Raw genomic sequence first — 25,712 nt, forward strand, 5'->3', positions numbered from 1 at the left:
AGGACACACGATCATGACCACTCCCACCGCTCTCCCGACCACCGCTCCGATCCAGACCACTCAGCAGGGCCCGGCGATCACCGTCACCGGCCCGCTGCGCGATCGCTACGCCGAGATCCTCACTCCTGAGGCGATCGCCTTCCTCACCGAGCTGCACCACCGGTTCGCGTCCCGCCGCCACGACCGGCTCGCCGACCGGATGCGCCGGCGCTTCGAGATCGGCAACGGGCACGACCCCCGGTTCCGCGAGGACACGGCCCACATCCGCGAGGACGCGTCATGGCGGGTCGCCGGCGCAGGGCCGGGCCTCGAGGATCGCCGCGTCGAGATCACCGGTCCCACCGACCCGAAGATGACGATCAACGCCTTGAACTCCGGGGCTCGCGTGTGGCTCGCCGATCAGGAGGACGCGACGAGTCCGACCTGGAAGAACGTCATCGAGGGGCAGCTGTCGCTGCGCGACGCGATCCGCGGCGAGCTCGCGTTCACCTCCCCCGAGGGCAAGCAGTACCGGGTGACCGCCGAGCGCACTCCCACGATCGTGATGCGGCCGCGCGGATGGCACTTGCCCGAGAAGCACGTCGATTTCATCGACCGCGCGGGGCGCCGCACCTCGGCATCCGGCTCTCTCGTCGACTTCGGGCTGTACTTCCTGCACAACGCGCAGGAGCTGATCGCCCGCGGTCGCGGGCCGTACTTCTACATCGCGAAGATCGAGTCGAGCGAAGAGGCGAAGCTGTGGGACGACGTCTTCTCCTTCAGCGAGGAGTACCTCGGCATCTCGCACGGCACGATCCGCGCGACCGTGCTGATCGAGACCCTGCCGGCGGCGTTCGAGATGGACGAGATCCTCTACGAGCTGCGCGACCACTGCGCGGGTCTGAACGCCGGCCGCTGGGACTACATCTTCTCCATCATCAAGAACTACCGCGGCCGCGGGGCGCGCTTCGTGCTCCCCGATCGGAGCGAGGTCACGATGACGGTGCCGTTCATGCGGGCCTACACCGAGCTGCTCGTGCAGACCTGCCACAAGCGGGGGGCGTACGCGATCGGCGGCATGAGCGCGTTCATCCCGAACCGTCGCGATCCCGAGGTGACGGCCCGGGCGGTCGAAAAGGTCTCGGCCGACAAGAAGCGCGAGGCCGGCGACGGATTCGACGGCACCTGGGTCGCCCACCCCGACCTGATCCGGACCGCGCAGGCGGAGTTCGACGCGGTGCTCGGCGAGCGCCCCCACCAGGTCGACCGTCAGCGCCCGGAGGTGTCGGTCACCGCATCCGATCTGCTGAACCTGCACATCGGGCGACCGATCACCGCTCAGGGCGTGCGCGACAACGTCTCGGTCGCCATCCGCTACCTCGAGGCGTGGCTGCGCGGTCTCGGCGCCGTGGCGATCGACAACCTCATGGAGGACGCCGCCACCGCGGAGATCAGCCGGTCGCAGGTGTGGCAGTGGATCCACCAGGACCGCACGACCGAGGACGGCACGGCCATCACGGCGGAGTACGTCGAGGAGCTGATCCGGGATGAGCTGGCCGGAGTCACCCGCTCCCCCGGCGACCGCTTCGACGACGCCGCATCGGTGTTCCGCGAGGTCGCCCTGCAGGAGGACTTCCCCACGTTCCTCACCCTCGGCGCGTACAGTCGGTACCTCGTCGACGAGGTCTGACGCGCGACAGCGGGGCCCCGTGGATGCTGCCCCCGGCATCCACGGGGCCCCGCCGTGTGTGAGCCGGAGCTCCCCCCGCTCCGCAGGCGTAGCCTGAACGCATGGCTGCCGTCTGGAACGACATCTCGTCCGAATTCCTCCACCTCTACCCGCGCGGCAGGCGTCTGCTCGTCGTCAGCGGAGCGGATGCCGAGCGCTCGCGTCGCGCGGCCGACGACCTCGCAGCGGCGTTGGCCGACGCAGGTCAGCAGGTCGAACGCGCGCACAGCGCGGACGGCGACGGGCAGGCTCTGCGTGACGACGTGATCACGCCGTTCCGGGCTGCGGAGAGCGCCGGCACGGTGCTCGTCGTCTCCGGCCCCGCCGCCCTGATCGACGAGGGCACGCGCGGGCTGTGGAACCACATCGTCTGGCAGCTCGCCGGTGCCGAGGCGCCGCACTCGATCGCGTCGGCGATCGTCGACGTGACCGATCCCGAGAACCCCACGCGCCGCTTCGCCGACTACTGCGCGCTCCCCTCGTCGTACGGGGCCTGAGCGCTCGGGCAGACAGACCGGCTGCGCCTCCGCGCTCTCGCGGCGCCCCCGAGCTTCCGGACGGGCGGGGAGGCCTCGTCCGGAAGCCGTGACGAGCGGATCCGAGGGGCCGCGGTCCCCTCTTCACCGTTCACCAGGGCCCGTCTGGGGCACGGGCACGCTCAGGTTATGCGCGGCATCGCATGCATGGGCGATCGCCGCCGTTCCTGTCACCGGACGCGGCCAGCCGGGCACGCGATGACGCCGATGGCACGGGATCTGCGCTCTCGTGACATCGCACGCACCCGGGGGATTCACACCTCGGGGCGCGTCTGCTCGTCGCTGAGCAGCATCGCCTCGGCGAGGCGCGGCGGATGCGACAGCGCCTCGAGACGGAACGCACTCGGGCTGAGCCCGATGTGGCGCCCGAACTGGGCCCGGAGCGCCGGGGCATCGGGAAAGCCGGACCGCGTGGCGACGGCCGACAGGTCCAGCGGCGGCAGCGTGAGGAGCTCGTCGCGCGCGGTCTCCAGCCGCCGCCGGAGGATTCGGCTCGCGAGGCTCTCCTCCGTGCCGGCGAACAGGCGGAACAGCTGTCGCCGGCTCATGTGGAGCTCCGCCGCCAGCGCATCGATGTCGAAGTCCGCATCTCGATGCCGGCGCTCGATCACCCGCGCGGCCGCAGCGCGATGCTCGGTCGTGCGGTCGGTCCCCCGCGCACCGGGGAACTGCCGGAAGAGACCGCGCACCACGGCCAGGAGCATCGACTCCGTGCCGGCGAGCGCACGCGGGTCGCCGTCGGAGTCCTGCGACCACTCGTACAGCATCCGCACGAGGGAGGCACCCGCTGCACGCGTGAGAGGGGTGTCGGGGAAGAGCTCCGCTCCGCGCGCCAGCACGTGCCGATGATCGGGCACGGCGGATGCCGGGACCACCACCCCTGTGGTCTCGCTGACCCCGAGGTGCTCGACTGCAGACCCGCCGAGGCTCGACATGAAGCCCATGCGCCCCACGCTCATGAGCCGCGTCCCGCCTGCCGTGCGGAGTCGCTGGCCGCCATGTCGCGCGAAGCCGACGATCACGATGTCCCCGTCTGTCTCCGGCGGCGGCTCGTAGGTGACCGTGTGCGGGGTCTCCAGCGTGCTGAAGAGGACGGTCGAGCCGATCGAGCGGCGCAGCAGAGCAGCTTCGAACGCAGCCGGATCCTCGGCGCTCATCGTTCCGAAGTTCGACAGCTGGAGCATCCCGAGATGCCCGTCCAGTCGGATCACGCTCTCGGTGAACCAGCCGGGCAGCGCGGATCCTCCGGGAGTTCCCCGGAGCCCTGACTCGGGCTCGCCACCCGACAGCCGTCGCAGCCACGCGCTCATCTGCGCGTCGGTGAGTACTCGCCCCATCGGCTCCCCCAGCCGGGCGCGTCACTCCCACAGCGTCGCGCCCTCGTTTCGGCCCTCACCTTATGCAGGTGTCGGAGGGCACGCAATATACGACATCCCGCACCCGTCACCCCGTGCGGACGAGGTCAGCGGAACGACGCCGCCACCGAGTTGCGGTGGTAGTCGAACACGATGCTCGTCCTCGTCGAGGCGACGCTGCTCTGGGCCGAGAGGTGCTCGAGGACGAATTCGCGCATCTCCGACGAATCCGCCACCGCGATGTGCAGCAGGAAATCGTCGTCGCCGCCGAGGAAGAACACCTGGATCACCTGCGGCAGCACCCGCACCCGGTCGGCGAACTCCACGATGCTCTCCCGCCGACCGCTCGGACGCAGCGTGACGCCGATGACGGCCTGCAGGCCTGCGCCCAGCATCCGCTCGTCGACGCTCGCGTGGAAGCCGCTGATCACGCCGCGGTCGACGAGAGCTTTCAGCCGCGCATGGGCGGTGGACGGCGCGACGCCCAGGTGCCCCGCGAGCTCGGCGTTCGTCATGCGGCCGTCGGCGCTGAGGAGCTGCACAATCCGAGCGTCGATCGCGTCGAGCGCGGGGGCCCGAACAGTGTTCGGCTGCGCACCGGCGGATGTCGTCTCCATGCGAACGATTATGCAGGATTCCGGCGTCGAGCGAATCTTCTTCAGCGATTCTGGTGTGACATCGCTGTTTCTGCGAACCTGGTGGCAGTTTCACGAGGTCATATGGAGGATCGATGAAGATCGGCGTGCCCACAGAGGTCAAGAACAACGAGAACCGGGTCGCACTCACCCCCGCCGGGGCCGACCGCCTGGTGCGCGAGGGCCACCGCGTGCTCGTGCAGGCCGGCGCGGGTGTCGGCTCGGGCATCTCGGACGAGGCGTACCGCATCGCCGGAGCCGAGATCGTCGAGACCGCCGATCAGGCGTGGGGCGACGCCGAGCTGGTCATCAAAGTGAAGGAGCCGATCGCCCAGGAGTACGGCTTCCTCCGTGATGACCTCACGCTCTTCACGTACCTGCACCTCGCGGCGGACCGCTCCCTCACCGCAGCGCTCGTCGACGCCGGCACGACGGCCGTCGCCTACGAGACCGTGCAGCTGCCCGACCGCACCCTGCCGCTGCTCGTGCCCATGAGCGAGATCGCCGGCCGACTGTCCGTCACGATGGGGTCGTACTCGCTCATGCGCTCCGCCGGCGGACGAGGTGTGCTGATGGGAGGCATCGCGGGTACCCCACGCGCGAAGACCGTCGTCATCGGCGGCGGGGTCGCCGGCGAGCACGCCGCCGCCAATGCCCTGGGTCTCGGCTCGAAGGTCACCGTGATCGACATCTCACTGCCGCGTCTGCGCGAGCTCGAGCACCGCTACGGCGGCGCGCTCGAGACGCGCGCCTCGAGCCGCTACGACATCGCGGAAGAGCTCGCGAGCGCGGACCTCGTCATCGGCTCGGTTCTCATCCCCGGCGCCGCGGCGCCCAAGCTGGTCACCGACGACATGGTGGCCACCATGAAGCCGGGCTCGGTGCTCGTGGACATCGCGATCGATCAGGGCGGATGCTTCGAGGGGTCGCGGCCGACCACCCACGACGACCCCACCTTCGCGGTGCACGACTCCATCTACTACTGCGTCGCCAACATGCCCGGCGCGGTACCCGAGACGGCCACTCGCGCACTCACGAACGCGACCCTCCCGTACGTGTCGGCCATCGCAGGCAAGGGCTGGGAGCGGGCGGCCTCGGAGGATGCCGCCCTCGCGAAGGGGCTCAACGTCCAGGGCGGTCGCATCGTGCTCGACGCGGTCGCACAGGCGCACGGCCTCCCGACCGCCTGAGGCTCACCGCTCACACGCGAGCCGGTGAAAGAACCTCGATTCTTGACGACAGGCGGCCCGTCATCCGGCGGGCCGATCCGAGTACGCTCGTAATCGTGACCGAACGCGCCCCCCTCTCCCGCAAGCTGTCCGCCATCGCCGAGTCGGCAACCCTCAAGGTCGACGCCAAGGCGAAGGCCCTCAAGGCCGAAGGCAAGCCCGTCATCTCGTATGCGGCCGGCGAGCCCGACTTCGCGACACCGCAGTTCATCGTCGATGCGGCGGCCGAGGCTCTCGCCGACCCCGCGAGCTACCGGTACACCCCGGCTCCGGGCCTGCCCGCTCTGCGCGAGGCGATCGCCGCGAAGACGCTGCGCGATTCAGGCCTCGAGGTGTCGCCGAGCCAGGTCATCGTGACGAACGGCGGCAAGCAGTCGGTCTACCAGGCGTTCCAGGCCGTGGTGAACCCGGGCGACGAGGTGCTGCTGCCCGCGCCGTACTGGACGACCTACCCCGAGGCGATCCGCCTCGCCGACGGCACGCCCGTCGAGGTCTTCGCCGGCGCCGACCAGGACTACAAGGTGACCGTCGACCAGCTCGAGGCCGCCCGCACCGAGCGCACCACGGTGCTCGTGTTCGTCTCGCCCTCCAACCCCACCGGCTCCGTGTACACCGCCGAGGAGACCGCGGCCATCGGCGCATGGGCGCTCGAGCACGGCATCTGGGTCATCTCCGACGAGATCTACCAGAACCTCACCTACGAGGGAGTGAAGGCCACCTCGATCGTCGAGGCCGTGCCCGATCTCGCCGGACAGACGATCCTCGTGAACGGCGTCGCGAAGACCTACGCGATGACCGGGTGGCGAGTCGGTTGGATGGTCGGACCGGCGGATGCCATCAAGATCGCCGGCAACCTGCAGTCGCACCTGTCGAGCAACGTCAACAACGTCGCTCAGAAGGCGGCTGTCGCCGCCCTCAACGGCCCGCAGACCGAGGCGGAGCAGTTCCGCGAGGCGTTCGACCGCCGTCGCCGCCTCATCGTGTCGGAGCTGTCGAAGATCGACGGCCTCGTGGTGCCGAACCCGCTCGGCGCGTTCTACGTGTATCCCGATGTGCAGGGCCTCCTCGGCCGCACGTGGGGCGGTGTCACGCCGACCACCTCTCTCGAGCTCGCCGACCTGATCCTCGAGCAGGCCGAGGTCGCCGTCGTACCGGGCGAGGCGTTCGGCCCGTCGGGCTACATCCGCATGTCGTATGCGCTCGGCGACGACCAGCTCCTCGAGGGAGTCCAGCGGCTGCAGCGCCTGTTCCGCTGACGGCGGCGCTCAGTCCTCGTCGTGGAACCCGATGAGCCACCGGATGCCGTAGCGGTCGACGAGCGTGCCGTCGTAGTCGCCCCAGGGCCGCTTCTGCAGCGCGTCGATGACCCTGCCGCCGGCTGAGAGCCGGTCGAACCAGCTCGTCAGCGTCGTGGCATCGGCCGTGCCGAGCAGCGACAGGAACATCCCGCTCATCTGCACCGCGTCGTCATCCGCCCCGGCATCCGCCCCCGCGAGCTCGACGGGACCCGAGAGCTGCCCGTGCGCGATCGCGTCGGCCGGTCCGTCGTGGCGACCTGCCTGCGCGTAGGCGAGGGTCTGCAGCTCGCCGCCGAACACCGACCGGTAGTGCTCGAGCGCCTCGGCCGCGTTTCCGGGGAACAGCAGGTAGGGGATCAGTCCGCTCATCCCGCGAGTGTACGGCGAACGGGTGACGTTGTCAGGCGGGCACGGCGGTCGTCAGAGCTCGACGCCGAGCAGCACGGGCTCGGGCTGCAGCACCAGGCCGAACTCGGAGTGCACGCGGTTCTGGATGAAGCGCGCCAGTTCCGAGACCTCCGCAGCCGTCGCCCCGCCCCGGTTGGTGAGCGCGAGGGCGTGCTTGGTCGAGACCGAGGCCCGAGACCGCGGGAGCGCGAACCCCTTGCGGATCCCCGCCTGCTCGATGAGCCAGGCCGCGCTCACCTTCACGTCGGGCGCCTCGATCTTCGTGGCGGGAACGAGACCCTCGTACGACGCGAGCGGGATGACCGTGACCGCATCGAGGTCGGGGGCGACCGGCCACCGCGGGCACTCGGGCGGCAGCATGCGCGCGACGGCCTCGGGGACGATCGCGTTCTGGAAGAACGATCCCACGCCGTGCGTGTCGGGGTCGTTGTCGTCGAGAAGCATGCCCTTCGAGGCCCGCGTGGCGAGGATGCGCTCGCGCACCCAGGTGAGCGGCACCGGAGCGTCGGAATCGAGGCCGAGCGCCCGGCGCAGCTGCTCGCCGCGGACGACGCGCTCTGTGGCGACGAGCAGGTCGACGGTGACCGAGAGGATGACGGCACGGCGCTCCGGCACGCTGCCGTAGTGATGCTTGAGCACCGAGGTGCGGAACCCGAGACCGAGCTCTGCGGCCGGCACGACGATGGGCTCGGCGGCCCCCTCGTCGATGAGCTCGACCTCGACCAGCGTCTCCTGGATCTCCTGGCCGTACGCGCCGATGTTCTGCACGGGGGATGCGCCGACGGTTCCCGGGATGCCGCTCATGGCCTCGAGCCCCGCGTACCCGTGCTCGACGGAGTGCGCGACGAGGTCGTCCCAGCTGTGCCCGGCCTGCACCCGCAGCCGGATCCGCCCCTCATGCGGCGAGGGGAGCTCTTCGATCCCGCGGGTGAGCACACGGATCACAGTGCCGTCGAACGGCTCGTCCCCGATGAAGAGGTTGGATCCGCCGCCGAGGACGAACCACTCGTCGCCGCGGGACCATACGTCGGCGAGAGCGTCGACGAGCTCCGGCGTCGTCGACGCGTCGAGCATGCGCTCGGGGGTTCCGCCCGTGCGCAGCGTCGTCAGCGCGGACAGCCGCAGCGGCGGGATCTCGTGCACCACAGGGTCGCCCATCAGGCGGCGATGCGCAGCTGCGCCTTGACCAGGACGGTCGTCTCGCCGAACGTGACCTTGAGGTCGATGCGGGTGGCGGTGTCGTCGACCGCACCCACGGTGGCGAGCACGTTCAGGTCGGCCCCGTCGACGGGGTCGACGACGACGGGCTTCGTGAAGCGCACGCCGTAGTCGAGGATCCGTGTTCCCGGGTCGAGCGCCGCCACGACGACCGACGAGGCGATGCCCATCGTGAGCATGCCGTGCGCGAGCACGCCGGGCAGGCCGACGGACGCCGCGACGTCATCGCGGTAGTGGATGGGATTGAAGTCACCGGAGGCCCCGGCATACCGCACGAGCGACTCGCGGGTGAGGTGGACGGTGCGCTCGGCGATCACGTCTCCGACGGCGAACGGCATCACTCGGCTCCTTCTTCTGCGCCCACGAGGAGCACACTGGTCGCGGTGACGACGTGGTCGCCCGCAGCATCCGCGATCACGGCCTCGCTGGTGATCATCGCGTTGCCGCCCATCATCCGGATGCCGGTGACGCGCAGCCGGCCTGTGAGCTCATCGCCCGCGACGATCGGCCGAGTGTACGCGAAGCGCTGCTCGGCGTGGATGGTGCGCGCGAGGACGATGCCCGAGTCGGGCTGCGACAGCAGCTGCTGCAGCGTGTGGTCCTGGATGACCATCGCGAAGGTCGGCGGAGCCACGACGTCGTCGAAGCCCGCGGCGCGCGCGGCCTCCACGTCGGCGTGCTGAGGGGCGTCGGCGAAGACGGCGCGCGCGAACTCGCGCACCTTCTCTCGGCCGACGAGGTAAGGGGACGTCGGCGGGAACTCCCGGCCGACCAGATCTTGGTTCACTGCCACCCCTCGATCCTACCGAGGGCTCCTGACAGAGCCGCCGGGGAAAAGGCCTCAGTCCTTCCGGCGCCCCTTGACGGCCTTCATCGCCATCTGCACGGCGATGACGACGAGATACGCGGCGAAGAGCATGTTGCCCACGAGCGGGTCGATCAGTGTCGCGAGCCAGGCGCCCAGCGCGGTCGTCGTGCAGGCCGAGACACCCACGATGGCAGCGGCCACGAGGTCGACGTTGCGGTTGCGGAGGTTGCCGATCGTGCCGGAGATCGCCGTGGGGATCATCATGAGCAGCGACGTGCCCTTCGCGACGAGGTCGCTGGTGCCGAAGGCGAGCATGAGGACGGGAACGACGATCACTCCGCCGCCGACGCCGATCAGGCCCGCGAGGATGCCGGTCGCGACTCCCACCACGACCAGCGCGAGGCCGTTGAGCAGCTGCAGTTCGAACTCCGCGTCGCGCGACGGGACCACGAGGAACAGGCTCACGATCACGACCAGGAGGAAGCCCACGAAGAACCAGCGCAGCACCGTCTGCGAGATCCTCGGCAGCAGCCGGGTGCCGATCTGCGCACCGACCACCGCGCCCGCCGCGAGGATCAGGGCGGGGATCCAGGCGACCGAGCCGTTGATCGCGTATGAGATGACGCCGACGGTGGCCGTCGGAACGATGGCGGCGAGTGATGTGCCGGCGCCGAGACGCTGATTGAAGTGCAGGAACAGCACCAGCAGCGGGACGATGACCGTGCCTCCGCCCACGCCGAAGAGGCCGGACAGGAGGCCGGCGACGAGGCCGATCCCGATGAATGCGGTGTAGGCGCGAGGCCCTCTGCTCAGGGTCTCTGCATCGCTCACCGGATCAGCCTACTCCCGGGCCCGCTCCCCTCCGGACCCGTCGGGTTCGGAGGGGAGCCGGCTCAGACCTCCGAATCGGTCCTGATCGGCACCGCGATCGTCTCGGTCAGCGCCTGCTCATAGCGTCGCTGCCGCCGGCGGAGCCACAGGCCTCCCGCGATGAGCAGCGCCAGCACCGCGTACGCGATCGCGGCGAACGGCTGCGCGACGAGCGTCGTCAGGTCTCCCTGGCTGAGCTGCAGGGCCTTGCGCAGCTGCTCCTCGGCCATGGGCCCCAGGATCATCCCGACGACCAGCGGCGCGACGGGGATGCCGTACCTGCGGAGGAAGAACCCGAGCACCCCGATGATCCCGAGCATGAGGATGTCGACGACGAAGTAGTGCAGCGCGTAGGCGCCGAAGGCGGCGAACAGCAGGATGCCCGCATAGAGGTACGGGCGGGGGATCTGCAGCAGCTTCACCCACATGCCCACCAGCGGCAGATTGAGCACGAGCAGGATCACGTTGCCGATGTACAGGCTCGCGACCAGCGCCCACACGAGGTTCGACTGGCTCGTGAAGAGCAGCGGTCCGGGCTGCAGCCCGTACGACTGGAACGCCGTGAGGATGATCGCGGCCGTGGCCGTCGTCGGGAGTCCCAAGGTCAGCAGCGGCACGAGGACACCGGCCGCCGCCGCGTTGTTCGCCGATTCGGGTCCGGCGACCCCCTCGATCGCTCCGCGTCCGAACTCCGAGCGGTGCGTCGAGAGCTTCCGCTCCGTCGCGTACGACAGGAACGTCGCGACATCCGCACCTCCGGCGGGGATCGTGCCGATCGGGAAGCCGATCGCCGTGCCGCGGAGCCAGGGCTTCCACGAGCGACGCCAGTCGTCGCGGGTCATCCAGCTGCGCCATCCGCGGGAGACCGGGATGACGTCGATCGCCCCGTGCCGCAGCCGAGCGGCGACGTACAGCGTCTCCCCCACCGCGAACAGTCCGACCGCGACGAGCACGATGTCGATCCCGTCGGACAGCGCCGGCAGCCCCAGCGTGTAGCGCTGCTGCCCCGACAGCAGGTCGGTGCCGACCAGCCCGAGGAAGAGCCCGACTCCGAGCGACAGCAGCCCGCGCGGCACCGACGACCCCATGAGCGCGCCCACGGTGATGAAGGCGATCACGATGAGCGCCACGTAGTCGGCCGGGCCGAGGTTCACGGCGAACTGCGCGAGCACAGGCGCGAGGAGCGTCAATCCGATCGTGGCGAGGGTGCCTGCGACGAACGACCCGAGCGCCGCGGTCGCGAGCGCTGCCGCGCCCCGACCCATCTTGGCCATCCGGTTGCCCTCGATCGCCGTGACGATCGAGGCCGATTCCCCGGGCGTGTTCAGAAGGATGCTCGTGGTCGAGCCGCCGTACATGCCGCCGTAGTAGATCCCCGCGAAGGTGATGAGCGCGGCAGCGGGCTCGAGCGAGTAGGTGAGCGGCAGCAGCAGGGCCACGGTCATGGCCGGACCGATGCCGGGCAGCACGCCGACCGCCGTGCCGATGAGGACGCCGACGAAGGCGAACACGAGGTACTGGGGCTGGAGCGCCGTCGCGAAGCCCTCGAGGAGCAGAGACCAGCTGTCCATCAGAACATCCTTCCGAGCCACGACAGAGCCGGACCCCAGGGCAGGGAGAGACCGAGGAACCCGCCGAACGCGACCTGGACCACGAGCGCGACGGCGACGCCGATAAGTAACGCGACCCACCACCGCCTGGCGCCGAGAGACCAGGCGACACCGCCGAACAGGAGCGCGGCGGCGGGCGCCCACCCGATGGGCTCGATGAGGAGCAGGTGGGCGAGCAGGAGCGCGGCGATCTTGACGAGGGTGATCCAATCCGTCGGCAGGGACTGGTCGACGTCCTCCCCGTCCTCCGGAACGCCGCGCTGCCCGCGCAGGATGCTGATCAGCACCGCGACGGCCGCCCCGAGGAGCAGGGTGGCGACGAACACCGGGAACACGGTGGGGCCGACCTGGGCGCCCGTGGGGACATGGATCGTGAAGACGCCGACGAGGGCGAACACCCCCAGCGCGACCATGAGGAGGGCGAAGACCAGCTCGCCCTTCGGCAGTGGCCCGATGACGCGTGCGGACCGGCTTCCACCGGTCCGCACGCTCTCGGGCCCGAGGGACCCGCCGGCCATCTCAGCCGACCAGCCCGATGTTCTGCAGCGTGGCGGTGACCTCGTCGATGTTCCCCGTGAGGAACTCGTCGAACTCCTCGCCCGTGAGGAAGGCGTCCGCCCACCCGCGGGTCTCGAGCTCCTCCGTCCACGCCTGCGAGTCGTGCAGCTCGGTGACGAGCCGCACGAGCTCCTCGCGGCTGGCGTCGTCGATGTCGCCCGGCGCGATCACCCCGCGCCAGTTGGTGAGCACGACGTCGTAGCCGGCATCCGTGATCGTGGGGGTGTCCGGGAGCTGCTCCACGGGCTCCTCCGACGAGACGGCGAGCGCCTTCATCGTGCCCGCGTCGATGTGCTGCAGGAACTCCCCCACTCCCGAGATGCCCGCAGCGACCTTGCCGCCGAGGATCAGCGAGGTCGCCTCGCCGCCTCCGGAGTTGGGCGTGTAGTTGAGCTTCTCCGCGATCTCGGAGCCGTCGAGACCGGCCTCCTCGAGCATCAGACCGGCGAGGATGTGGTCTGCCCCTCCTGCGGAGCCCCCGGTGATCGTCACCTCCTGGCCCTTGTCCACGACATCCTCGACGAGGTCTTCGAGCGTGTCGTACTTCGAGTCCGCGGGCACGACCACGACGAGCGGCTCGTCCGTGAGCCTGGCGATGGGGGTCGTGTCCTCGATGCGGACGGCCGAGGCGTTCGTCTCGACGGCGCCGACCATGACGAGACCCATGACCATGAGCGTGTTCGGGTCCTTCTCGTTCGCGAGCTGGGCGAGTCCGACGGTGCCTCCGGCGCCGCCCACGTTGGTGACGGGTGCGGACGCGACGATCTCCTCGGCCGTGAGCAGCTCGGACATGGCCCTGCCCGTCTGGTCCCAGCCGCCGCCGGGGTCGGCGGGCACGACGATGTTCAGGTCGGTGATCGCGGCGGGCTCGTCCCCGTCGCCGCCGTCGGACGAGCCCGCGCCACCGGCGCAGGACGTGAGGACGAGGGCGGATGCGGCGGCGAGCGCCCCCAGGGTGCCGATGCGTGATCTCTTCATTGCGCTCCTCCTTGAGCGTTCAGGTGCTGTCCGTCCACCCTGGGAGGTCGCCTGCGGTCCGCTCAAGCTTCGGAAACCATTGGTCGCGTTACGAAACTATTGGTCGCGAACGGTCGGCGGCGCGCATCGCCGGCCGCTCGTGGGGCGAGGACAATGGTGGAGTGGCCTCGAAGATGACGCTCCGGGTGCAGCTGCTCGTGCTGCAGGCGCTGATCGTGTCCCTCGTGACCCTCGCGACGGGCATCGTCGCCGGCGCCTTCCAGGAGCACGCGCTCCGCGAGGCCTACAAGGATCGCATGCAGGCGGTCGCCCAGTCGGTCGCCGCACTCCCGACCGTGCTCGACGCCTTCGATGATCCCGACCCCGCAGAGGCGATCCAGCCCGTCGCCGAGGTGATCCGCGAGGCATCGGACCTCGCGTACGTCGTGGTCGCGAACGCCGACGGCATCCGTTACTCGCACCCGAACGCCGACCGCATCGGCGAGAGGGTCTCCACCGACCCGTCCATCCCCCTCGGCGGCGAGATCTACGTCGGCACCCAGACCGGCACCCTCGGCACGTCGTGGCGGGTGAAGGTGCCGATCCGCGACGAGGAGGGCGCGGTCATCGGAACCGCATCCGTGGGCATCCTGGAATCGGAGCTCAGCGAGGAGTACACCGCCAACCTCGCCTGGCTCATCTCGGCCATGCTCGCCGCCGCCGTGCTCGGGGTGTTCGGGTCGGCCTGGGTGACCGCGGTGATCCGACGTCGCATCTACCGGCTGGAGCCGCACCAGATCGCCGCGCTGGTGAAGAACCAGGAGACCACTCTCCATCGCCTCAGCGAGGGCGTGATCACCGTCAACGGAGCGGGGCGCATCACGCTCGCCAACGACGCGGCCGCCCGCCTGCTCGAGAGGGACCCCGGAGAGCTCGACGACGCACCGGCATCCGACGTGCTGAGCGAGGAGCTGCTCGCCGTGCTGCGCGAAGGAGAGGATGCCGGGCGTCCGGTCATCGTCGGGTCCCACGTGCTCGTGGCCCGGAGCACCGGCAGCCGTGTCGGCGACACGGACGTCGAGGCGACCCTGCTCCTGCGCGACCACACGGAGCTGCACGATGTCGTGCAGCGCGTCGAGGCGGCCGACGCCATCATCGCGTTCCGGCAGCGGTTCGGCGTTCCCAAGGGTCTCAGCGCCGAGACCCTCGATCGTGTCGCACAGGCGCTGGCCGCGAGGCCCGAGGCGTCGGCCACGGAGATCGGCGACGACCTGCAGATATCCCGCGTCAGCGCGCGCCGCTATCTCGAGCACCTCGCGAGCACCGGCCGGGCCGCCCGTGCCTTGGACTACTCCACGAAGGGCCGGCCGGGGACGCGCTACCGCCCGACCGGAGCGGGTTGAGGACGCGGATCGACCGGACCCGGGGACCCAGTGCCCGCTGTGCGGCAGGTCGAGTTCGTCGACCTCATCCCGACGTCGGCGTCGGCGTCGGCGTCAGCGTCAGCGTCGGGCACGATCCTCCGCAAGGACCTGCGGGCGCACTGAGCCGGAAACCGGACCGACATACGACGAAGCCCGCCGTCCCGAGAGGTGCGGCGGGCTTCGTCGTATGACGCGAGATGCTTACTCGGACTTGTCCTTGATGGCATCCTCGGCGGCAGCCTCGGCTGCTTCACCCTCGGCCTGCGACTCGGCACCGGCCTCGGCGGACTCGCCGGCGGGAGCCTCCTCGGCGGCGGTGTCCTCGGCGGAAGCCTCGTCGACGGGAGCCTCCTCTGCAGGAGCCTCCTCGACGACCTCGGCGGGCTTCTCGGCCTTGTCGGCCTTCGGAGCCGCCTTGGCAGCCTTGGTCTTCGGGGTCACGGGCTCGAGGACGAGCTCGATGACGGCCATGGGGGCGTTGTCACCCTTGCGGTTTCCGACCTTGGTGATGCGGGTGTAGCCGCCGTCGCGGTCTGCGACGAGGGGCGCGATCTCGGTGAAGAGGGTGTGCACGACATCCTTGTCACCGATGACCGAGAGAACGCGACGACGAGCGTGCAGGTCACCGCGCTTGGCGAAGGTGATCAGGCGCTCGGCGAGCGGACGCAGGCGCTTGGCCTTGGTCTCGGTCGTCTTGATCGACTTGTGGGTGTACAGAGCCGCCGCGAGGTTGGCAAGCAGCAGGCGCTCGTGGGCGGGGCCGCCTCCGAGGCGGGGACCCTTGGTGGGCTTGGGCATAATCGTCTAACTCCTGGTCAGGAAGGGTCGGGTATCAGAAGGACTCGTCTTCGCTGCCGCCGTAGAAGTGGGCGCCGTCGAAACCGGGCACCGAATCCTTGAGCGACAGACCGAGCGAGATGAGCTTGTCGCGCACCTCGTCGACCGACTTCTGGCCGAAATTGCGGATGTTCATGAGCTGCGTCTCCGAGAGGGCGACGAGCTCAGACACGGTGTTGATGCCCTCACGCTTGAGGCAGTTGTACGAGCGGACCGACAGGTCGAGGTCCTCGATCGGCATCGACAGCTCGCTGGAGTTCACAGCCTCCACCGGCGCCGGGCCGATCTCGATGCCCTCAGCCTCGACGTTCAGCTCGCGAGCGAGACCGAACAGCTCGGTGAGCGTCTTCGCAGCCGAGGCGACGGCGTCGCGCGGGCTGATCGCGGACTTGGTCTCGACGTCGAGGACGAGCTTGTCGAAGTCGGTGCGCTCACCCGCACGGGTGGCGTCGACGCGGTAGCTGACCTTGAGGACCGGCGAGTAGATCGAGTCGATCGGGATCTGACCGGCCTCTGCGTACTCGTTGCGGTTCTGCGTCGCCGAGACGTAGCCACGGCCACGCTCGATCGTGAGCTCGAGCTCGAACTTCGCCGTCTCGTTGAGCGTCGCGATGACGAGCTCGGGGTTGTGCACCTCGACACCGGCCGGAGCCGAGATGTCAGCGGCGGTGACTTCGCCCGAACCGGTCTTGCGCAGGTACGCCGTGATGGGCTCGTCGCGCTCACTGGAGACGACGAGCTGCTTGATGTTGAGGATGATCTCGGTGACATCCTCCTTCACGCCGGGGATGGTGCTGAACTCGTGCAGCACGCCGTCGATGCGAACGCTGGTGACCGCGGCGCCGGGGATCGACGACAGCAGGCTGCGACGCAGCGCGTTGCCGATCGTGTAGCCGAAGCCGGGCTCCAGAGGCTCGATGATGAACCGGCTCCGGTTCTCGACGATCTTTTCCTCGGTCAGTGTGGGACGCTGTGCAATAAGCACTCTGTGTTCCTTTCGATCACATGCCCGCTATATGACATGTGGTGGGGTGAGGTCTTGAGTTGTGACGTGAACGTCGGCCCGCAGGGCGGGCGCGTCGCCCGCTGACGGGCATGCGAGGGATGCCGGAGCATCCCTCGCATGAGCCGTGTCAGACGCGACGACGCTTCGGCGGGCGGCAGCCGTTGTGCGCCTGCGGGGTGACGTCCTGGATCGAGCCGACCTCGAGGCCTGCGGCCTGGAGCGAGCGGATCGCGGTCTCGCGGCCGGAGCCGGGACCCTTCACGAGGACGTCGACCTTCTTGACGCCGTGCTCCGCTGCCTGGCGGGCGGCGGACTCCGCAGCCATGCCGGCGGCGTACGGGGTCGACTTGCGGGAGCCCTTGAAGCCCACGCCACCCGACGATGCCCACGCGATGACAGCGCCGGACGGGTCGGTGATCGAGACGATCGTGTTGTTGAACGTCGACTTGATGTGGGCCTGGCCCAGCGCGATGTTCTTCTTTTCCTTGCGGCGCGGCTTGCGCGCGGCGGCCTTGGGTGCAGCCATGAAAGTGTTCTCCTAGTCCCTGGGGCCGCGCTTAGCGGGCCTTCTTCTTGCCTGCGACGGTGCGCTTCGGGCCCTTGCGGGTACGGGCGTTGGTCTTGGTGCGCTGACCACGGACCGGGAGACCACGACGGTGGCGGATGCCCTCGTAGGAGCCGATCTCGACCTTGCGGCGGATGTCTGCGGCGACCTCGCGGCGAAGGTCACCCTCCACCTTGAAGTTGCCTTCGATGTAGTCGCGGAGGGCGATGAGCTGGTCGTCGCTCAGGTCCTTCACGCGGATGCTCTCGTCGATCTCGGTCGCCTTGAGGATCTCGACCGAGCGGGTACGGCCGACGCCGTAGATGTAGGTAAGGGCGATCACCACGCGCTTGTCGCGCGGGATGTCAACGCCGGCAAGACGTGCCATGCGGTTCTCCTGGATGTTGTGGAGGTGTGGAGCAGGATCGGTGCTCGGGCCTCCGCCCCGAGGTGTCCCCCACTCGCGTGGGATCTGATCCTGCCGTTGTGTGTATTGAGTTGTGTGTCAGATCCGCCTGATCAGCCCTGGCGCTGCTTGTGGCGCGGGTTGCTCTTGCAGATCACCATGACGCGGCCGTGGCGGCGGATCACCTTGCAGTGATCGCAGATGGGCTTGACGCTGGGGTTGACCTTCATGATGATTCCTGTTCGCTGTCTTCGTACCGCCCCGTTCCGGGGCAGGCCGTTACTTCTCGACCGATCAGCGGTAGCGGTAGACGATGCGGCCGCGGGTGAGGTCGTAGGGGCTGAGCTCCACGACCACGCGGTCTTCGGGGATGATGCGGATGTAGTTCTGCCGCATCTTTCCCGAGATCGTTGCCAGGACCTTGTGTCCGTTGGTGAGCTCAACGCGGAACATCGCGTTGGGCAGAGCCTCGGAGATCACGCCCTCGATCTCGATGACACCGTCTTTCTTAGCCATAGCCTCGCTGACGCTTCTGCAGACCGGTCGATCTGCGGTGGGTGATTGGGATTACGATGCCTCGCCGACTCGGACACGCCGAATCAAGGCGCAAGGCACCAAAGATCTATGTTATCCGACGAAGGGAGTTCCGGCAACTTGAGCGGCCTGCCGGAATCCCATCGCGGAGTGCTCGATCAGCCGAGGATCTTGGCGAACTCCGTGCCGATCTCCGCGTTCTCGATGCGGGTGCCGTTCACCTCGACCGTCGGCGTGCCGCCGATCTCGTGCGTCTTCGTCTGCGAGTCGACGAACTGCATGAAGGTGCCGTCGGCGATGCACTCCGCCGCGGCCCCCGCTCCTGCCTGCTCTGCGAGAGCGGTCATCTGCTCGATGCTCAGTCCGGCGGAGTTCTCGGCGGGCTGGTTCGCGAAGAGCAGGTTGAAGTAGTCGAGGGCGGCGTCGGGCGCTTCCTGCGCCACGCAGTACATCGAACTGCCCGAGAGCGACGAGAACTCGCCGGTCGTCGACGCGCGGTTGAGGATCGACACGGGGTGGATGTTGAGGGTGATCTCGTCGTTCGCCGCGGCCGTCTGGAGCTGCTCGCCGTATGCGTCCTCGAACTGGCCGCAGACAGGGCACATGAAGTCGATGTACGTGTCGATCTCGTCCTCGCCCGAGCCGAAGCTGATCGCCCCGGTCTCCTGGTTGACGATGTCGCTCTTCGGTGCGACGCCCGGAGCCGTGGCCTGGTTGTTCAGGAGCACGACGACAGTCGCGAGGACGGCGAGCACGACGACGACTGCCGCCGACACTCCGATCACGAACCAGTTGGTGTTGCTCTTCGCGGCTGCCATGGGGTTCCGTTTCTGTCGAGGCCCAGAGCAGGCCCTGCGTGAAGTCTGCGGGCGCATGCACACCCATGCACCCATTCTGCCCGGAGAAAGCTATGCGCGAGTTGTGACTCGGGGCGTGTGCGGCGGCGGCCCCCTGCGGAGCCCTGAGGCGCCCGCGTCAGGCGATGGGCGTGGGGGTCACGCCGAAGGGCGCGAGGCCCGCCGCTCCCCCGTCAGGTGCCGTCAGCACCCAGATGCCGCCGTCATGCCGAGCGACGCTGTGCTCCCAGTGCGACCCGTCGGAACCGTCGACTGTCGAGACCGTCCAGTCGTCGTCCTCGACGAACGTCTCCTCGCCGCCGGCGGTGACCATCGGCTCGATGGCGAGCACCAGGCCGGGCTTCACCTCGGCGCCGGGGTCGGGCGTGCGGTAGTTGAAGACGCTGGGCGCTTCGTGCATCTTGCGGCCGATGCCGTGGCCGACGTACTCGCGGAGGATGCCGTAGGTCTGCCCCGAGACGGCGGACGGCCCCTGCGCCTCGATGTAGCCCTGGATCGCGGCACCGAGGTCGCCGAGGTGGGATGCGGTCGCCATGGCGGCGATGCCCGCCCACATCGACCCCTCAGTCACGCGCGACAGCTCCGCGCGCTGCGCGACGAGCTCGGGACGGCTGTCATCGGGGACGACCACCGTGATCGCGCTGTCGCCGTTCCACCCCTGGTACTGCGCACCGCAGTCGATCGAGACGATGTCTCCCGGCTGCAGCACCCGCTCCCCGGGGATGCCGTGGACGACCTCCTCGTTGACCGAGATGCAGGTCGTGTGCCGGTAGCCGCGGACGAGCTGGAAGTTCGACTCCGCTCCGCGCGAGAGGATCACACGGTTCGCCTCGGCATCCAGCTCGAGTGTGGTGACACCCGGACGGATCAGCGGACGCACGGCATCCAGTGCCGCCGCCGTGATGAGCCCTGGCTCGACCATCGCCCGCAGCTGCGCTGGGCTCTTGTAGATCGACTTCCGGAACATCGTGCGGTGCGTCAGGCTGCGAGCCGAAGGCCGCGCGCGGCGAGGGCTGCGAAGACGCGCTCGGTGATCTCGTCGAGCGAGCCGACGCCGTCGATGCGGTCGACGATGCCGCGGGGTCCGTAGACCTCGAGGATCGGTGCGGTCTCACGCTCGTAGATGTCGAGACGATGCGCGATCGCCTCTTCGGTGTCGTCGGAACGGCCCTGCTCGGCCGCCCGGAGCTTCAGACGCTCGATGCTCTCCTCGCGCGGGACGTCGAGGAGGATGATCGCGTCGAGCGACTCGCCGCGCTCGGCGAGGAAGTCGTCGAGGTGCGTCACCTGCGCGGCGTTGCGGGGATACCCGTCGAGGAGGAAGCCGCTCGCGGCGTCGTCCTGCCCGAGCCGGTCGCGCACGATCTCGCTCGTGAGCTCGTCGGGAACCAGGTCGCCCTTGTCGAGGATCGCCGTCACCTGCTGGCCGAGAGGCGTGCCCTCTTTGATGTTCGCGCGGAAGATGTCGCCGGTGGACACGACGGGGATGCCGTAGGACTCGGCGATGCGGACGCCCTGGGTGCCCTTGCCGGAGCCCTGCGGACCCACGATCAGCAGTCGCGCCGTGGACTGGGGAGCCTGACGAATCGTCATCGGAGGAGCCCTTCGTAGTGACGCTGCTGCAGCTGCGCATCGATCTGCTTGACGGTCTCGAGACCGACACCCACGATGATGAGGATCGATGCGCCGCCGAACGGGAAGTTCTGGTTGGCACCGACTGTCGCGAGAGCGATCAGCGGGATCAGTGCGATCAGACCGAGGTAGATCGAGCCCGGCAGCGTGATGCGCGTCAGGACGTAGTCGAGGTACTCGGCGGTCGGGCGGCCGGCGCGGATGCCGGGGATGAACCCGCCGTACTTCTTCATGTTGTCGGCGACCTCGACGGGGTTGAACGTGATCGCGACGTAGAAGTAGGTGAACCCGATGATCAGGAGGAAGTACGCCGCCATGTAGACGGGGTGGTCTCCGGTGGTGAAGTTCGCGCTGATCCAGGTCACCCACGGGGCCGGCTCAGAGCCGTCCTGCGGGGTGTTGAACTGCGCGATGAGCGCCGGGATGTAGAGCAGCGACGACGCGAAGATGACCGGGATCACACCCGCCATGTTCACCTTGATCGGGATGTACGTGTTGGTCCCGCCATACGTGCGGCGGCCGACCATGCGCTTCGCGTACTGCACCGGGATACGGCGCTGCGACTGCTCGACGAACACGACGAGGCCCATCACGATGATTCCCACGAGGAGCACGAGGAGGAAGACCTCGAAGCCCTTGCTCTCCCAGATCAGCCACATGGCGCCGGGGAACGTCGCGGCGATCGACGTGAAGATCAGGAGCGACATGCCGTTGCCGATGCCGCGCTCGGTGACGAGCTCGGCGAACCACATGATGAGGCCGGTGCCCGCGGTCATCGCCATGATGATGAGCAGCTGCGCCCACCACACGTCGTTCGTGAGCAGGTTCTGGCAGGCCGCGACGTCGGACGTGCCGAACAGCTGGCCGCTGCGGGCGACGGTGACGAGCGTGGTCGACTGCAGGAGCGCGAGCGCGATGGTGAGGTACCGCGTGTACTGGGTGAGCTTGGCCTGACCGGCCTGGCCCTCCTTGTGCAGCGCCTCGAAGTGAGGGATGACGACGCGGAGGAGCTGGGTGATGATCGTCGCCGTGATGTACGGCATGACGCCGAGAGCGAAGATCGACAGCTGCAGGAGCGCACCGCCGGAGAAGAGGTTGACGAGCCCGAGGAGTCCCTCTGTGCCCGAGTTCAGAGCGAGGCACTGCTCGACGTTCGGGAAGTTCACGAACGGAGCGGGGACGTTGGAGCCGAGTCGGTAGATGGCGACGATGGCCAGCGTGAAACCGATCTTCCGGCGCAGGTCGGGCGTGCGGAAGATCCGCGCGATGGCGCTAAACAAGGGACGTGCCTCCTGAAAAGGTTGCCGATCCCTGAAGGACGGCTGAAAGAACAGGCTAACCCATAAGAGGGGCCGGAGAATCTCCGACCCCTCTCATGCAGTGGTTACTTGACGGATCCGCCGGCCGCCACGATCTTCTGCTCGGCAGAACCCGAGACCTTGTCGACCGAGACGGTGAGCTTCACGGCGATGTCGCCGTTTCCGAGAACCTTGACCTTCTCGTTCTTGCGAACGGCACCCTTGGCGACGAGGTCGCTCACGGTGACGTCGCCGCCCGCGGGGTAGAGCTCCGCGAGCTTCTCCAGGTTGACGACCTGGTACTCGACGCGGAACGGGTTCTTGAACCCGCGCAGCTTCGGGGTGCGCATGTGCAGCGGCATCTGCCCACCCTCGAAGCCGACGCGAACGGTGTTGCGAGCCTTCGTGCCCTTGGTACCGCGACCCGCCGTCTTGCCCTTGGAGCCCTCACCGCGACCGACACGGGTCTTCGCGGTGTTGGATCCGGGGACCGGACGCAGGTGGTGGACCTTCAGGACGCCGGGGCGGGATGCCGGAGCATCCTTCGCCGGTGCCTTCTTGGCGGCGGGCTTCTTCGCAGGAGCCTCGGCCTTGGAGTCGGCCGCAGCGGCCGACGCCTTCTTGGCCGCAGGCTTCTTCTCGGCAGCAGCCTTGGGAGCGGCAGCCTTCTTCGGGGCCTTCTCAGCCTCGACGGCTTCGTTCTTCTCAGCCATTAGTCGATCTCCTCAACCTTGACGAGGTGGGCGACGGTCTTGACGTAACCGCGCGTCTGCGCGTCGTCGGGGCGAACGGTGCTGTCACCGATGCGCTTGAGACCGAGGCTGCGCAGCGTGTCACGCTGGTTCTGCTTCTCGCTCACCTTGGACTTGACCTGCGTGACCTTCAGGCGCGCAGCCATCAGGCACCTACCTTCTGTGCGGCGATGGCGTCAGCCTCCGCACGGACGAGACGCGCGGGAGCGACCTGGTCGAACTCGAGGCCACGGCGTGCGGCGACCGCACGGGGCTCCTCGAGCTGCTTCAGGGCGGTCACCGTCGCGTGCACGATGTTGATCGTGTTCGACGAGCCGAGCGACTTCGACAGCACGTCGTGGATACCGGCGCACTCGAGCACGGCGCGAACCGGACCACCGGCGATGACACCGGTACCGGCAGCGGCCGGACGCAGCAGGACGACGCCTGCGGCGGCCTCACCCTGCACGGGGTGCGGGATGGTGCTGCCGACGCGCGGCACGCGGAAGAAGTTGCGCTTGGCCTCTTCGACACCCTTCGAGATCGCCAGGGGGACCTCGCGGGCCTTGCCGTAGCCGACGCCCACCAGACCGTTGCCGTCGCCGACGACCACGAGAGCGGTGAAGCTGAAGCGACGACCACCCTTCACGACCTTCGAGACGCGGTTGATGGTGACGACGCGCTCCAGGAACTGGTTGTCACCACGGTCGCGCGAGTTGCGGTCGCGGCCACCCTGGTTGCGGTCACCACGGCCACCACGGCGGCCGTCGCGCTGATCGCGAGACGGCTCTGCCTGCGTGGTGCCGGCAGCAGTCTCGGAAGTGGCAGCAGCCGCTTCGGTCACTTCGTTCTCCTTGTTGTCACTCACAGTGCCAGACCCCCTTCGCGGGCGCCGTCGGCGATGGCGGCGACACGACCCGCGTAGCGGTTGCCGCCACGGTCGAACACTGCCTCGGAAACGCCTGCAGCCTTCGCACGCTCGGCGAGAAGCTCGCCGACCTTGCGGGCCTTGGCGGTCTTGTCACCCTCGAGCGAGCGCAGGTCGGTCTCGAGCGTCGAAGCCGACGCGACGGTGTGACCCTTGCTGTCGTCGACCAGCTGCACGAAGACGTGGCGGGCCGAGCGGTTGACGACGAGGCGCGGACGAGCCTCGGTGCCGACGACCTTCTTGCGAAGGCGGGCATGACGACGCGCGCGGGCGTCAGACTTTGACTTGAGAGCCATGGTTACTTACCACTCTTTCCGGCCTTGCGACGCACGACCTCGCCGGCGTAGCGCACGCCCTTGCCCTTGTACGGCTCGGGCTTGCGGATCTTGCGGATGTTCGCAGCTGCCTCGCCGACAGCCTGCTTGTCGATACCGCTGACGGTGAGCTTGTTGTTGCCCTCGACCGTGAGCGTGATACCGGCGGGCGGGTCGATGAGGACCGGGTGCGAGAAGCCGAGGGCGAACTCGACCGAGCTGCCCTTCTGCGCGACGCGGTAACCGGTGCCGACGACCTCGAGACCCTTGGTGTAGCCCTGGGTCACGCCGATGATGTTGTTGTTGATGAGCGTGCGGGTCAGGCCGTGAAGCGACCGGGACTCGCGCTCGTCGTCGGGACGGGTGACCAGAACCTGGTTCTCCTCGACCGCGACCTCGATGGGGTTGGCGACCGTCAGGGTGAGCTCACCCTTGGGGCCCTTCACCGCGACCTCACGGCCGGCGACCGAAACGGTCACGCCCGCGGGAACGTCGATGGGAAGTCGTCCAATACGCGACATTTTCGATTACCACACGTAGGCGAGAACTTCTCCGCCCACGCCCTTCTGCTCTGCCTGACGGTCGGTGAGAAGACCGGAGGAGGTGGACAGGATGGCCACGCCGAGGCCGCCGAGGACCCTGGGGAGCTCCGTGGACTTCGCGTAGACGCGGAGGCCGGGCTTCGACACGCGCTTGATGCCCGCGATCGAACGCTCACGGTTGGGGCCGTACTTCAGCTGGAGCGTGAGGTTCTTGCCCACGCGAGCGTCGGACGTCTCCCAGCCGGCGATGTAGCCCTCCTGCTGGAGGATCTCGGCGATGTGCGTCTTGAGCTTGCTCGACGGCAGCGTCACGGAATCGTGGTGCGCCGAGTTCGCGTTGCGCAGACGGGTCAGCAGATCTGCGACCGGGTCTGTCATTGTCATTGGTGTTTTCCTTTGTTCATGAGGTTCCGGCTGCCGTTACACGACAGACGGCCTGCGATGAGCACGCAATCTTCGATTGTACGTGCAATTCGACGGGCCCAGTGACCAGTGACCACTGAGCCCGTCGAAGGTGCTACGCCTGGGCGTCGTCCGACCGGAACGGGAAGCCGAGGTGACGCAGCAGAGCGCGACCCTCGTCATCCGTCTTCGCGGTGGTGACGACGGTGATGTCGAAACCGCGAACCCGGTCGATCTTGTCCTGGTCGATCTCGTGGAACACGCTCTGCTCCTGGAGACCGAAGGTGTAGTTGCCGTTTCCGTCGAACTGCTTTCCCGACAGACCGCGGAAGTCGCGGATGCGGGGCAGTGCGAGCGAGACCAGACGGTCCACGAACTCCCACGCGCGGTCACCGCGGAGGGTGACGTGCGCGCCGATGGCCTGGCCCTCACGCAGCTTGAACTGCGCGATGGACTTGCGGGCCTTCGTGACGATCGGCTTCTGGCCGGTGATCTTGGTGAGGTCGTCGACCGCGCCATCGATCACCTTGCTGTCGCGAGCTGCCTCGCCGACACCGGTGTTCACGACGACCTTGACCAGTCCGGGGATCTGCATGACGTTGGCGTAGCCGAACTCGTCCTGCAGAGCCTTCTTGATCTCGGAGTTGTACTTCGCCTTCAGGCGGGGCTGCACCTTGACAGCCTCCGCAGCGTCAGTAGCTGCCATCAGAGGTCCTTACCGCTCTTCTTCGCGTAGCGCACGCGGACGGTGCGCTTGACGCCGTCCTTGGTCTGCTCCTCGACCCGGTGGCCGACCTTGGTCGGCTTCTTGGTCGAGGGGTCGACGAGTGCGACGTTCGAGATGTGGATGGACGCCTCGACAGTCTCGAGGCCGCCCGTCTTGGTGCCACGCTGCGTCTGACCGACGCGCGTGTGCTTGGTGACGTAGTTCACGCCTTCGACGATGACGCGGTTCTTCTCGGCCAGGACCTCGAGGACCTTGCCCTGCTTGCCGCGGTCGCCGCCACGCTCCTGCGTGGCTCCGGTGATGACCTGGACCAGGTCACCCTTCTTGATCTTCGCCATGA

33 protein-coding genes are annotated in these 25,712 nt (G+C 68.4%); 5 read left to right on the forward strand and 28 right to left on the reverse strand.

The genetic code is table 11. From position 1 onward, the window contains the following. The first annotated feature begins 13 nt into the window (after nucleotides 1-13). Nucleotides 14-1,669, forward strand: coding sequence for a malate synthase A (gene aceB / locus BN2660_RS02080; RefSeq protein WP_091226663.1), 1,656 nt, complete (start codon nucleotides 14-16; stop codon nucleotides 1,667-1,669). Between the two features lie 101 nt (nucleotides 1,670-1,770). Continuing rightward, nucleotides 1,771-2,205, forward strand: coding sequence for a hypothetical protein (locus BN2660_RS02085; RefSeq protein WP_091226666.1), 435 nt, complete (start codon nucleotides 1,771-1,773; stop codon nucleotides 2,203-2,205). A gap of 293 nt (nucleotides 2,206-2,498) precedes the next feature. Here the strand turns inward: BN2660_RS02085 and BN2660_RS02090 are convergent, their stop codons facing one another. Then, nucleotides 2,499-3,581 carry an AraC family transcriptional regulator gene (locus BN2660_RS02090; protein ID WP_091226668.1) on the reverse strand — a complete coding sequence of 361 codons (1,083 nt, stop codon included), beginning with the start codon at nucleotides 3,579-3,581 and terminating at the stop codon, nucleotides 2,499-2,501. 125 nt (nucleotides 3,582-3,706) lie between these two features. Then, nucleotides 3,707-4,216, reverse strand: coding sequence for an Lrp/AsnC family transcriptional regulator (locus tag BN2660_RS02095; protein ID WP_091226670.1), 510 nt, complete (start codon nucleotides 4,214-4,216; stop codon nucleotides 3,707-3,709). Between the two features lie 113 nt (nucleotides 4,217-4,329). Here BN2660_RS02095 and ald point away from each other — a divergent pair, with 113 nt between their 5' ends. Further along, nucleotides 4,330-5,424: an alanine dehydrogenase gene (gene ald, locus BN2660_RS02100; RefSeq protein WP_091226673.1), complete on the forward strand. Its 1,095-nt coding sequence runs from the start codon at nucleotides 4,330-4,332 to the stop codon at nucleotides 5,422-5,424. A gap of 95 nt (nucleotides 5,425-5,519) precedes the next feature. Beyond that, on the forward strand, nucleotides 5,520-6,719 hold the full coding sequence (locus tag BN2660_RS02105; protein WP_091226676.1) for a pyridoxal phosphate-dependent aminotransferase: 1,200 nt from the start codon (nucleotides 5,520-5,522) through the stop codon (nucleotides 6,717-6,719). Between the two features lie 9 nt (nucleotides 6,720-6,728). Here BN2660_RS02105 and BN2660_RS02110 read toward each other — a convergent pair whose 3' ends face one another. The 8 genes from BN2660_RS02110 to BN2660_RS02145 form a co-directional block, all read right to left on the reverse strand. Then, nucleotides 6,729-7,130: a VOC family protein gene (locus BN2660_RS02110; protein WP_091226678.1), complete on the reverse strand. Its 402-nt coding sequence runs from the start codon at nucleotides 7,128-7,130 to the stop codon at nucleotides 6,729-6,731. Between the two features lie 51 nt (nucleotides 7,131-7,181). Continuing rightward, the gene (locus tag BN2660_RS02115) at nucleotides 7,182-8,312 is read right to left on the reverse strand and encodes a UDP-N-acetylmuramate dehydrogenase (protein ID WP_091227096.1); all 1,131 of its coding nucleotides are present in this window, start codon (nucleotides 8,310-8,312) and stop codon (nucleotides 7,182-7,184) included. A 14-nt stretch (nucleotides 8,313-8,326) separates the two neighbouring features. Next, nucleotides 8,327-8,725 carry a MaoC/PaaZ C-terminal domain-containing protein gene (locus BN2660_RS02120; protein ID WP_091226680.1) on the reverse strand — a complete coding sequence of 133 codons (399 nt, stop codon included), beginning with the start codon at nucleotides 8,723-8,725 and terminating at the stop codon, nucleotides 8,327-8,329. Next, a complete protein-coding gene (locus tag BN2660_RS02125; RefSeq protein ID WP_091226683.1) occupies nucleotides 8,725-9,180 on the reverse strand; it encodes an FAS1-like dehydratase domain-containing protein in 456 nt (151 codons plus the stop codon). Before BN2660_RS02125 ends, BN2660_RS02120 begins: the two co-directional genes overlap by 1 nt. A 48-nt stretch (nucleotides 9,181-9,228) precedes the next feature. After that, nucleotides 9,229-10,026, reverse strand: coding sequence for a sulfite exporter TauE/SafE family protein (locus BN2660_RS02130; RefSeq protein ID WP_091226686.1), 798 nt, complete (start codon nucleotides 10,024-10,026; stop codon nucleotides 9,229-9,231). Nucleotides 10,027-10,088: 62 nt separating this feature from the next. After that, entirely contained in the window at nucleotides 10,089-11,636 is a 1,548-nt protein-coding gene (locus BN2660_RS02135; RefSeq protein WP_091226689.1) for a tripartite tricarboxylate transporter permease, read from the reverse strand. Beyond that, nucleotides 11,636-12,193, reverse strand: coding sequence for a tripartite tricarboxylate transporter TctB family protein (locus BN2660_RS02140; RefSeq protein WP_091226692.1), 558 nt, complete (start codon nucleotides 12,191-12,193; stop codon nucleotides 11,636-11,638). The genes BN2660_RS02135 and BN2660_RS02140 overlap by 1 nt, the downstream gene beginning before the upstream one ends. 1 nt (nucleotide 12,194) lies before the next feature. Next, nucleotides 12,195-13,211: a Bug family tripartite tricarboxylate transporter substrate binding protein gene (locus BN2660_RS02145; RefSeq protein WP_091226695.1), complete on the reverse strand. Its 1,017-nt coding sequence runs from the start codon at nucleotides 13,209-13,211 to the stop codon at nucleotides 12,195-12,197. Nucleotides 13,212-13,372: 161 nt separating this feature from the next. On the opposite strand from BN2660_RS02145, the gene BN2660_RS02150 reads away from it, so the two are divergent. After that, the gene (locus BN2660_RS02150; protein ID WP_091226698.1) at nucleotides 13,373-14,593 is read left to right on the forward strand and encodes a PAS domain-containing protein; all 1,221 of its coding nucleotides are present in this window, start codon (nucleotides 13,373-13,375) and stop codon (nucleotides 14,591-14,593) included. A 222-nt stretch (nucleotides 14,594-14,815) separates the two neighbouring features. Here BN2660_RS02150 and rplQ read toward each other — a convergent pair whose 3' ends face one another. The 18 genes from rplQ to rplX form a co-directional block, all read right to left on the reverse strand. After that, entirely contained in the window at nucleotides 14,816-15,412 is a 597-nt protein-coding gene (gene rplQ / locus BN2660_RS02155) for a 50S ribosomal protein L17 (RefSeq protein WP_091226700.1), read from the reverse strand. A 34-nt stretch (nucleotides 15,413-15,446) separates the two neighbouring features. Beyond that, nucleotides 15,447-16,436 carry a DNA-directed RNA polymerase subunit alpha gene (locus tag BN2660_RS02160; RefSeq protein WP_060927221.1) on the reverse strand — a complete coding sequence of 330 codons (990 nt, stop codon included), beginning with the start codon at nucleotides 16,434-16,436 and terminating at the stop codon, nucleotides 15,447-15,449. A 148-nt stretch (nucleotides 16,437-16,584) separates the two neighbouring features. Beyond that, a complete protein-coding gene (gene rpsK, locus BN2660_RS02165; RefSeq protein WP_017829189.1) occupies nucleotides 16,585-16,983 on the reverse strand; it encodes a 30S ribosomal protein S11 in 399 nt (132 codons plus the stop codon). 31 nt (nucleotides 16,984-17,014) lie between these two features. Further along, nucleotides 17,015-17,389, reverse strand: a complete 375-nt coding sequence (gene rpsM / locus BN2660_RS02170) for a 30S ribosomal protein S13 (RefSeq protein WP_091226702.1) — start codon at nucleotides 17,387-17,389, stop codon at nucleotides 17,015-17,017. Between the two features lie 131 nt (nucleotides 17,390-17,520). Beyond that, nucleotides 17,521-17,637, reverse strand: coding sequence for a 50S ribosomal protein L36 (gene rpmJ / locus BN2660_RS02175; RefSeq protein WP_005050492.1), 117 nt, complete (start codon nucleotides 17,635-17,637; stop codon nucleotides 17,521-17,523). Nucleotides 17,638-17,701: 64 nt separating this feature from the next. Beyond that, on the reverse strand, nucleotides 17,702-17,923 hold the full coding sequence (gene infA, locus BN2660_RS02180) for a translation initiation factor IF-1 (RefSeq protein ID WP_028496510.1): 222 nt from the start codon (nucleotides 17,921-17,923) through the stop codon (nucleotides 17,702-17,704). A 176-nt stretch (nucleotides 17,924-18,099) separates the two neighbouring features. Further along, on the reverse strand, nucleotides 18,100-18,759 hold the full coding sequence (locus BN2660_RS02185; protein ID WP_091226705.1) for a DsbA family protein: 660 nt from the start codon (nucleotides 18,757-18,759) through the stop codon (nucleotides 18,100-18,102). A 157-nt stretch (nucleotides 18,760-18,916) separates the two neighbouring features. Then, nucleotides 18,917-19,765 (reverse strand): type I methionyl aminopeptidase, encoded by an 849-nt coding sequence (map, locus tag BN2660_RS02190; protein WP_091226708.1) that lies wholly within the window; start codon nucleotides 19,763-19,765, stop codon nucleotides 18,917-18,919. An 11-nt stretch (nucleotides 19,766-19,776) separates the two neighbouring features. Beyond that, the gene (locus tag BN2660_RS02195; protein WP_091226710.1) at nucleotides 19,777-20,391 is read right to left on the reverse strand and encodes an adenylate kinase; all 615 of its coding nucleotides are present in this window, start codon (nucleotides 20,389-20,391) and stop codon (nucleotides 19,777-19,779) included. Beyond that, nucleotides 20,388-21,710: a preprotein translocase subunit SecY gene (gene secY / locus BN2660_RS02200; RefSeq protein ID WP_091226712.1), complete on the reverse strand. Its 1,323-nt coding sequence runs from the start codon at nucleotides 21,708-21,710 to the stop codon at nucleotides 20,388-20,390. Before secY ends, BN2660_RS02195 begins: the two co-directional genes overlap by 4 nt. A gap of 104 nt (nucleotides 21,711-21,814) precedes the next feature. Beyond that, nucleotides 21,815-22,441 (reverse strand): 50S ribosomal protein L15, encoded by a 627-nt coding sequence (gene rplO / locus BN2660_RS02205; RefSeq protein ID WP_091226715.1) that lies wholly within the window; start codon nucleotides 22,439-22,441, stop codon nucleotides 21,815-21,817. After that, complete coding sequence (gene rpmD / locus BN2660_RS02210; RefSeq protein ID WP_042538783.1) at nucleotides 22,441-22,626, reverse strand: 50S ribosomal protein L30; 186 nt, start codon at nucleotides 22,624-22,626, stop codon at nucleotides 22,441-22,443. The genes rplO and rpmD overlap by 1 nt, the downstream gene beginning before the upstream one ends. Further along, on the reverse strand, nucleotides 22,626-23,303 hold the full coding sequence (gene rpsE / locus BN2660_RS02215; protein WP_269454908.1) for a 30S ribosomal protein S5: 678 nt from the start codon (nucleotides 23,301-23,303) through the stop codon (nucleotides 22,626-22,628). The genes rpmD and rpsE overlap by 1 nt, the downstream gene beginning before the upstream one ends. A gap of 20 nt (nucleotides 23,304-23,323) precedes the next feature. Next, the gene (rplR, locus tag BN2660_RS02220; RefSeq protein ID WP_017201578.1) at nucleotides 23,324-23,683 is read right to left on the reverse strand and encodes a 50S ribosomal protein L18; all 360 of its coding nucleotides are present in this window, start codon (nucleotides 23,681-23,683) and stop codon (nucleotides 23,324-23,326) included. A gap of 2 nt (nucleotides 23,684-23,685) precedes the next feature. Then, nucleotides 23,686-24,222: a 50S ribosomal protein L6 gene (rplF, locus tag BN2660_RS02225; RefSeq protein WP_091226720.1), complete on the reverse strand. Its 537-nt coding sequence runs from the start codon at nucleotides 24,220-24,222 to the stop codon at nucleotides 23,686-23,688. A gap of 6 nt (nucleotides 24,223-24,228) precedes the next feature. After that, nucleotides 24,229-24,627: a 30S ribosomal protein S8 gene (gene rpsH / locus BN2660_RS02230; protein WP_067121118.1), complete on the reverse strand. Its 399-nt coding sequence runs from the start codon at nucleotides 24,625-24,627 to the stop codon at nucleotides 24,229-24,231. A gap of 133 nt (nucleotides 24,628-24,760) precedes the next feature. Further along, on the reverse strand, nucleotides 24,761-25,351 hold the full coding sequence (gene rplE / locus BN2660_RS02235; RefSeq protein ID WP_091226722.1) for a 50S ribosomal protein L5: 591 nt from the start codon (nucleotides 25,349-25,351) through the stop codon (nucleotides 24,761-24,763). Then, nucleotides 25,351-25,710, reverse strand: coding sequence for a 50S ribosomal protein L24 (gene rplX / locus BN2660_RS02240; protein ID WP_067121114.1), 360 nt, complete (start codon nucleotides 25,708-25,710; stop codon nucleotides 25,351-25,353). Before rplX ends, rplE begins: the two co-directional genes overlap by 1 nt. Nucleotides 25,711-25,712: the final 2 nt, after the last annotated feature.

It is taken from the genome of Microbacterium sp. 3J1, assembly GCF_001049495.1.
In the GTDB taxonomy this organism is placed as follows: Bacteria; Actinomycetota; Actinomycetes; order Actinomycetales; family Microbacteriaceae; genus Microbacterium.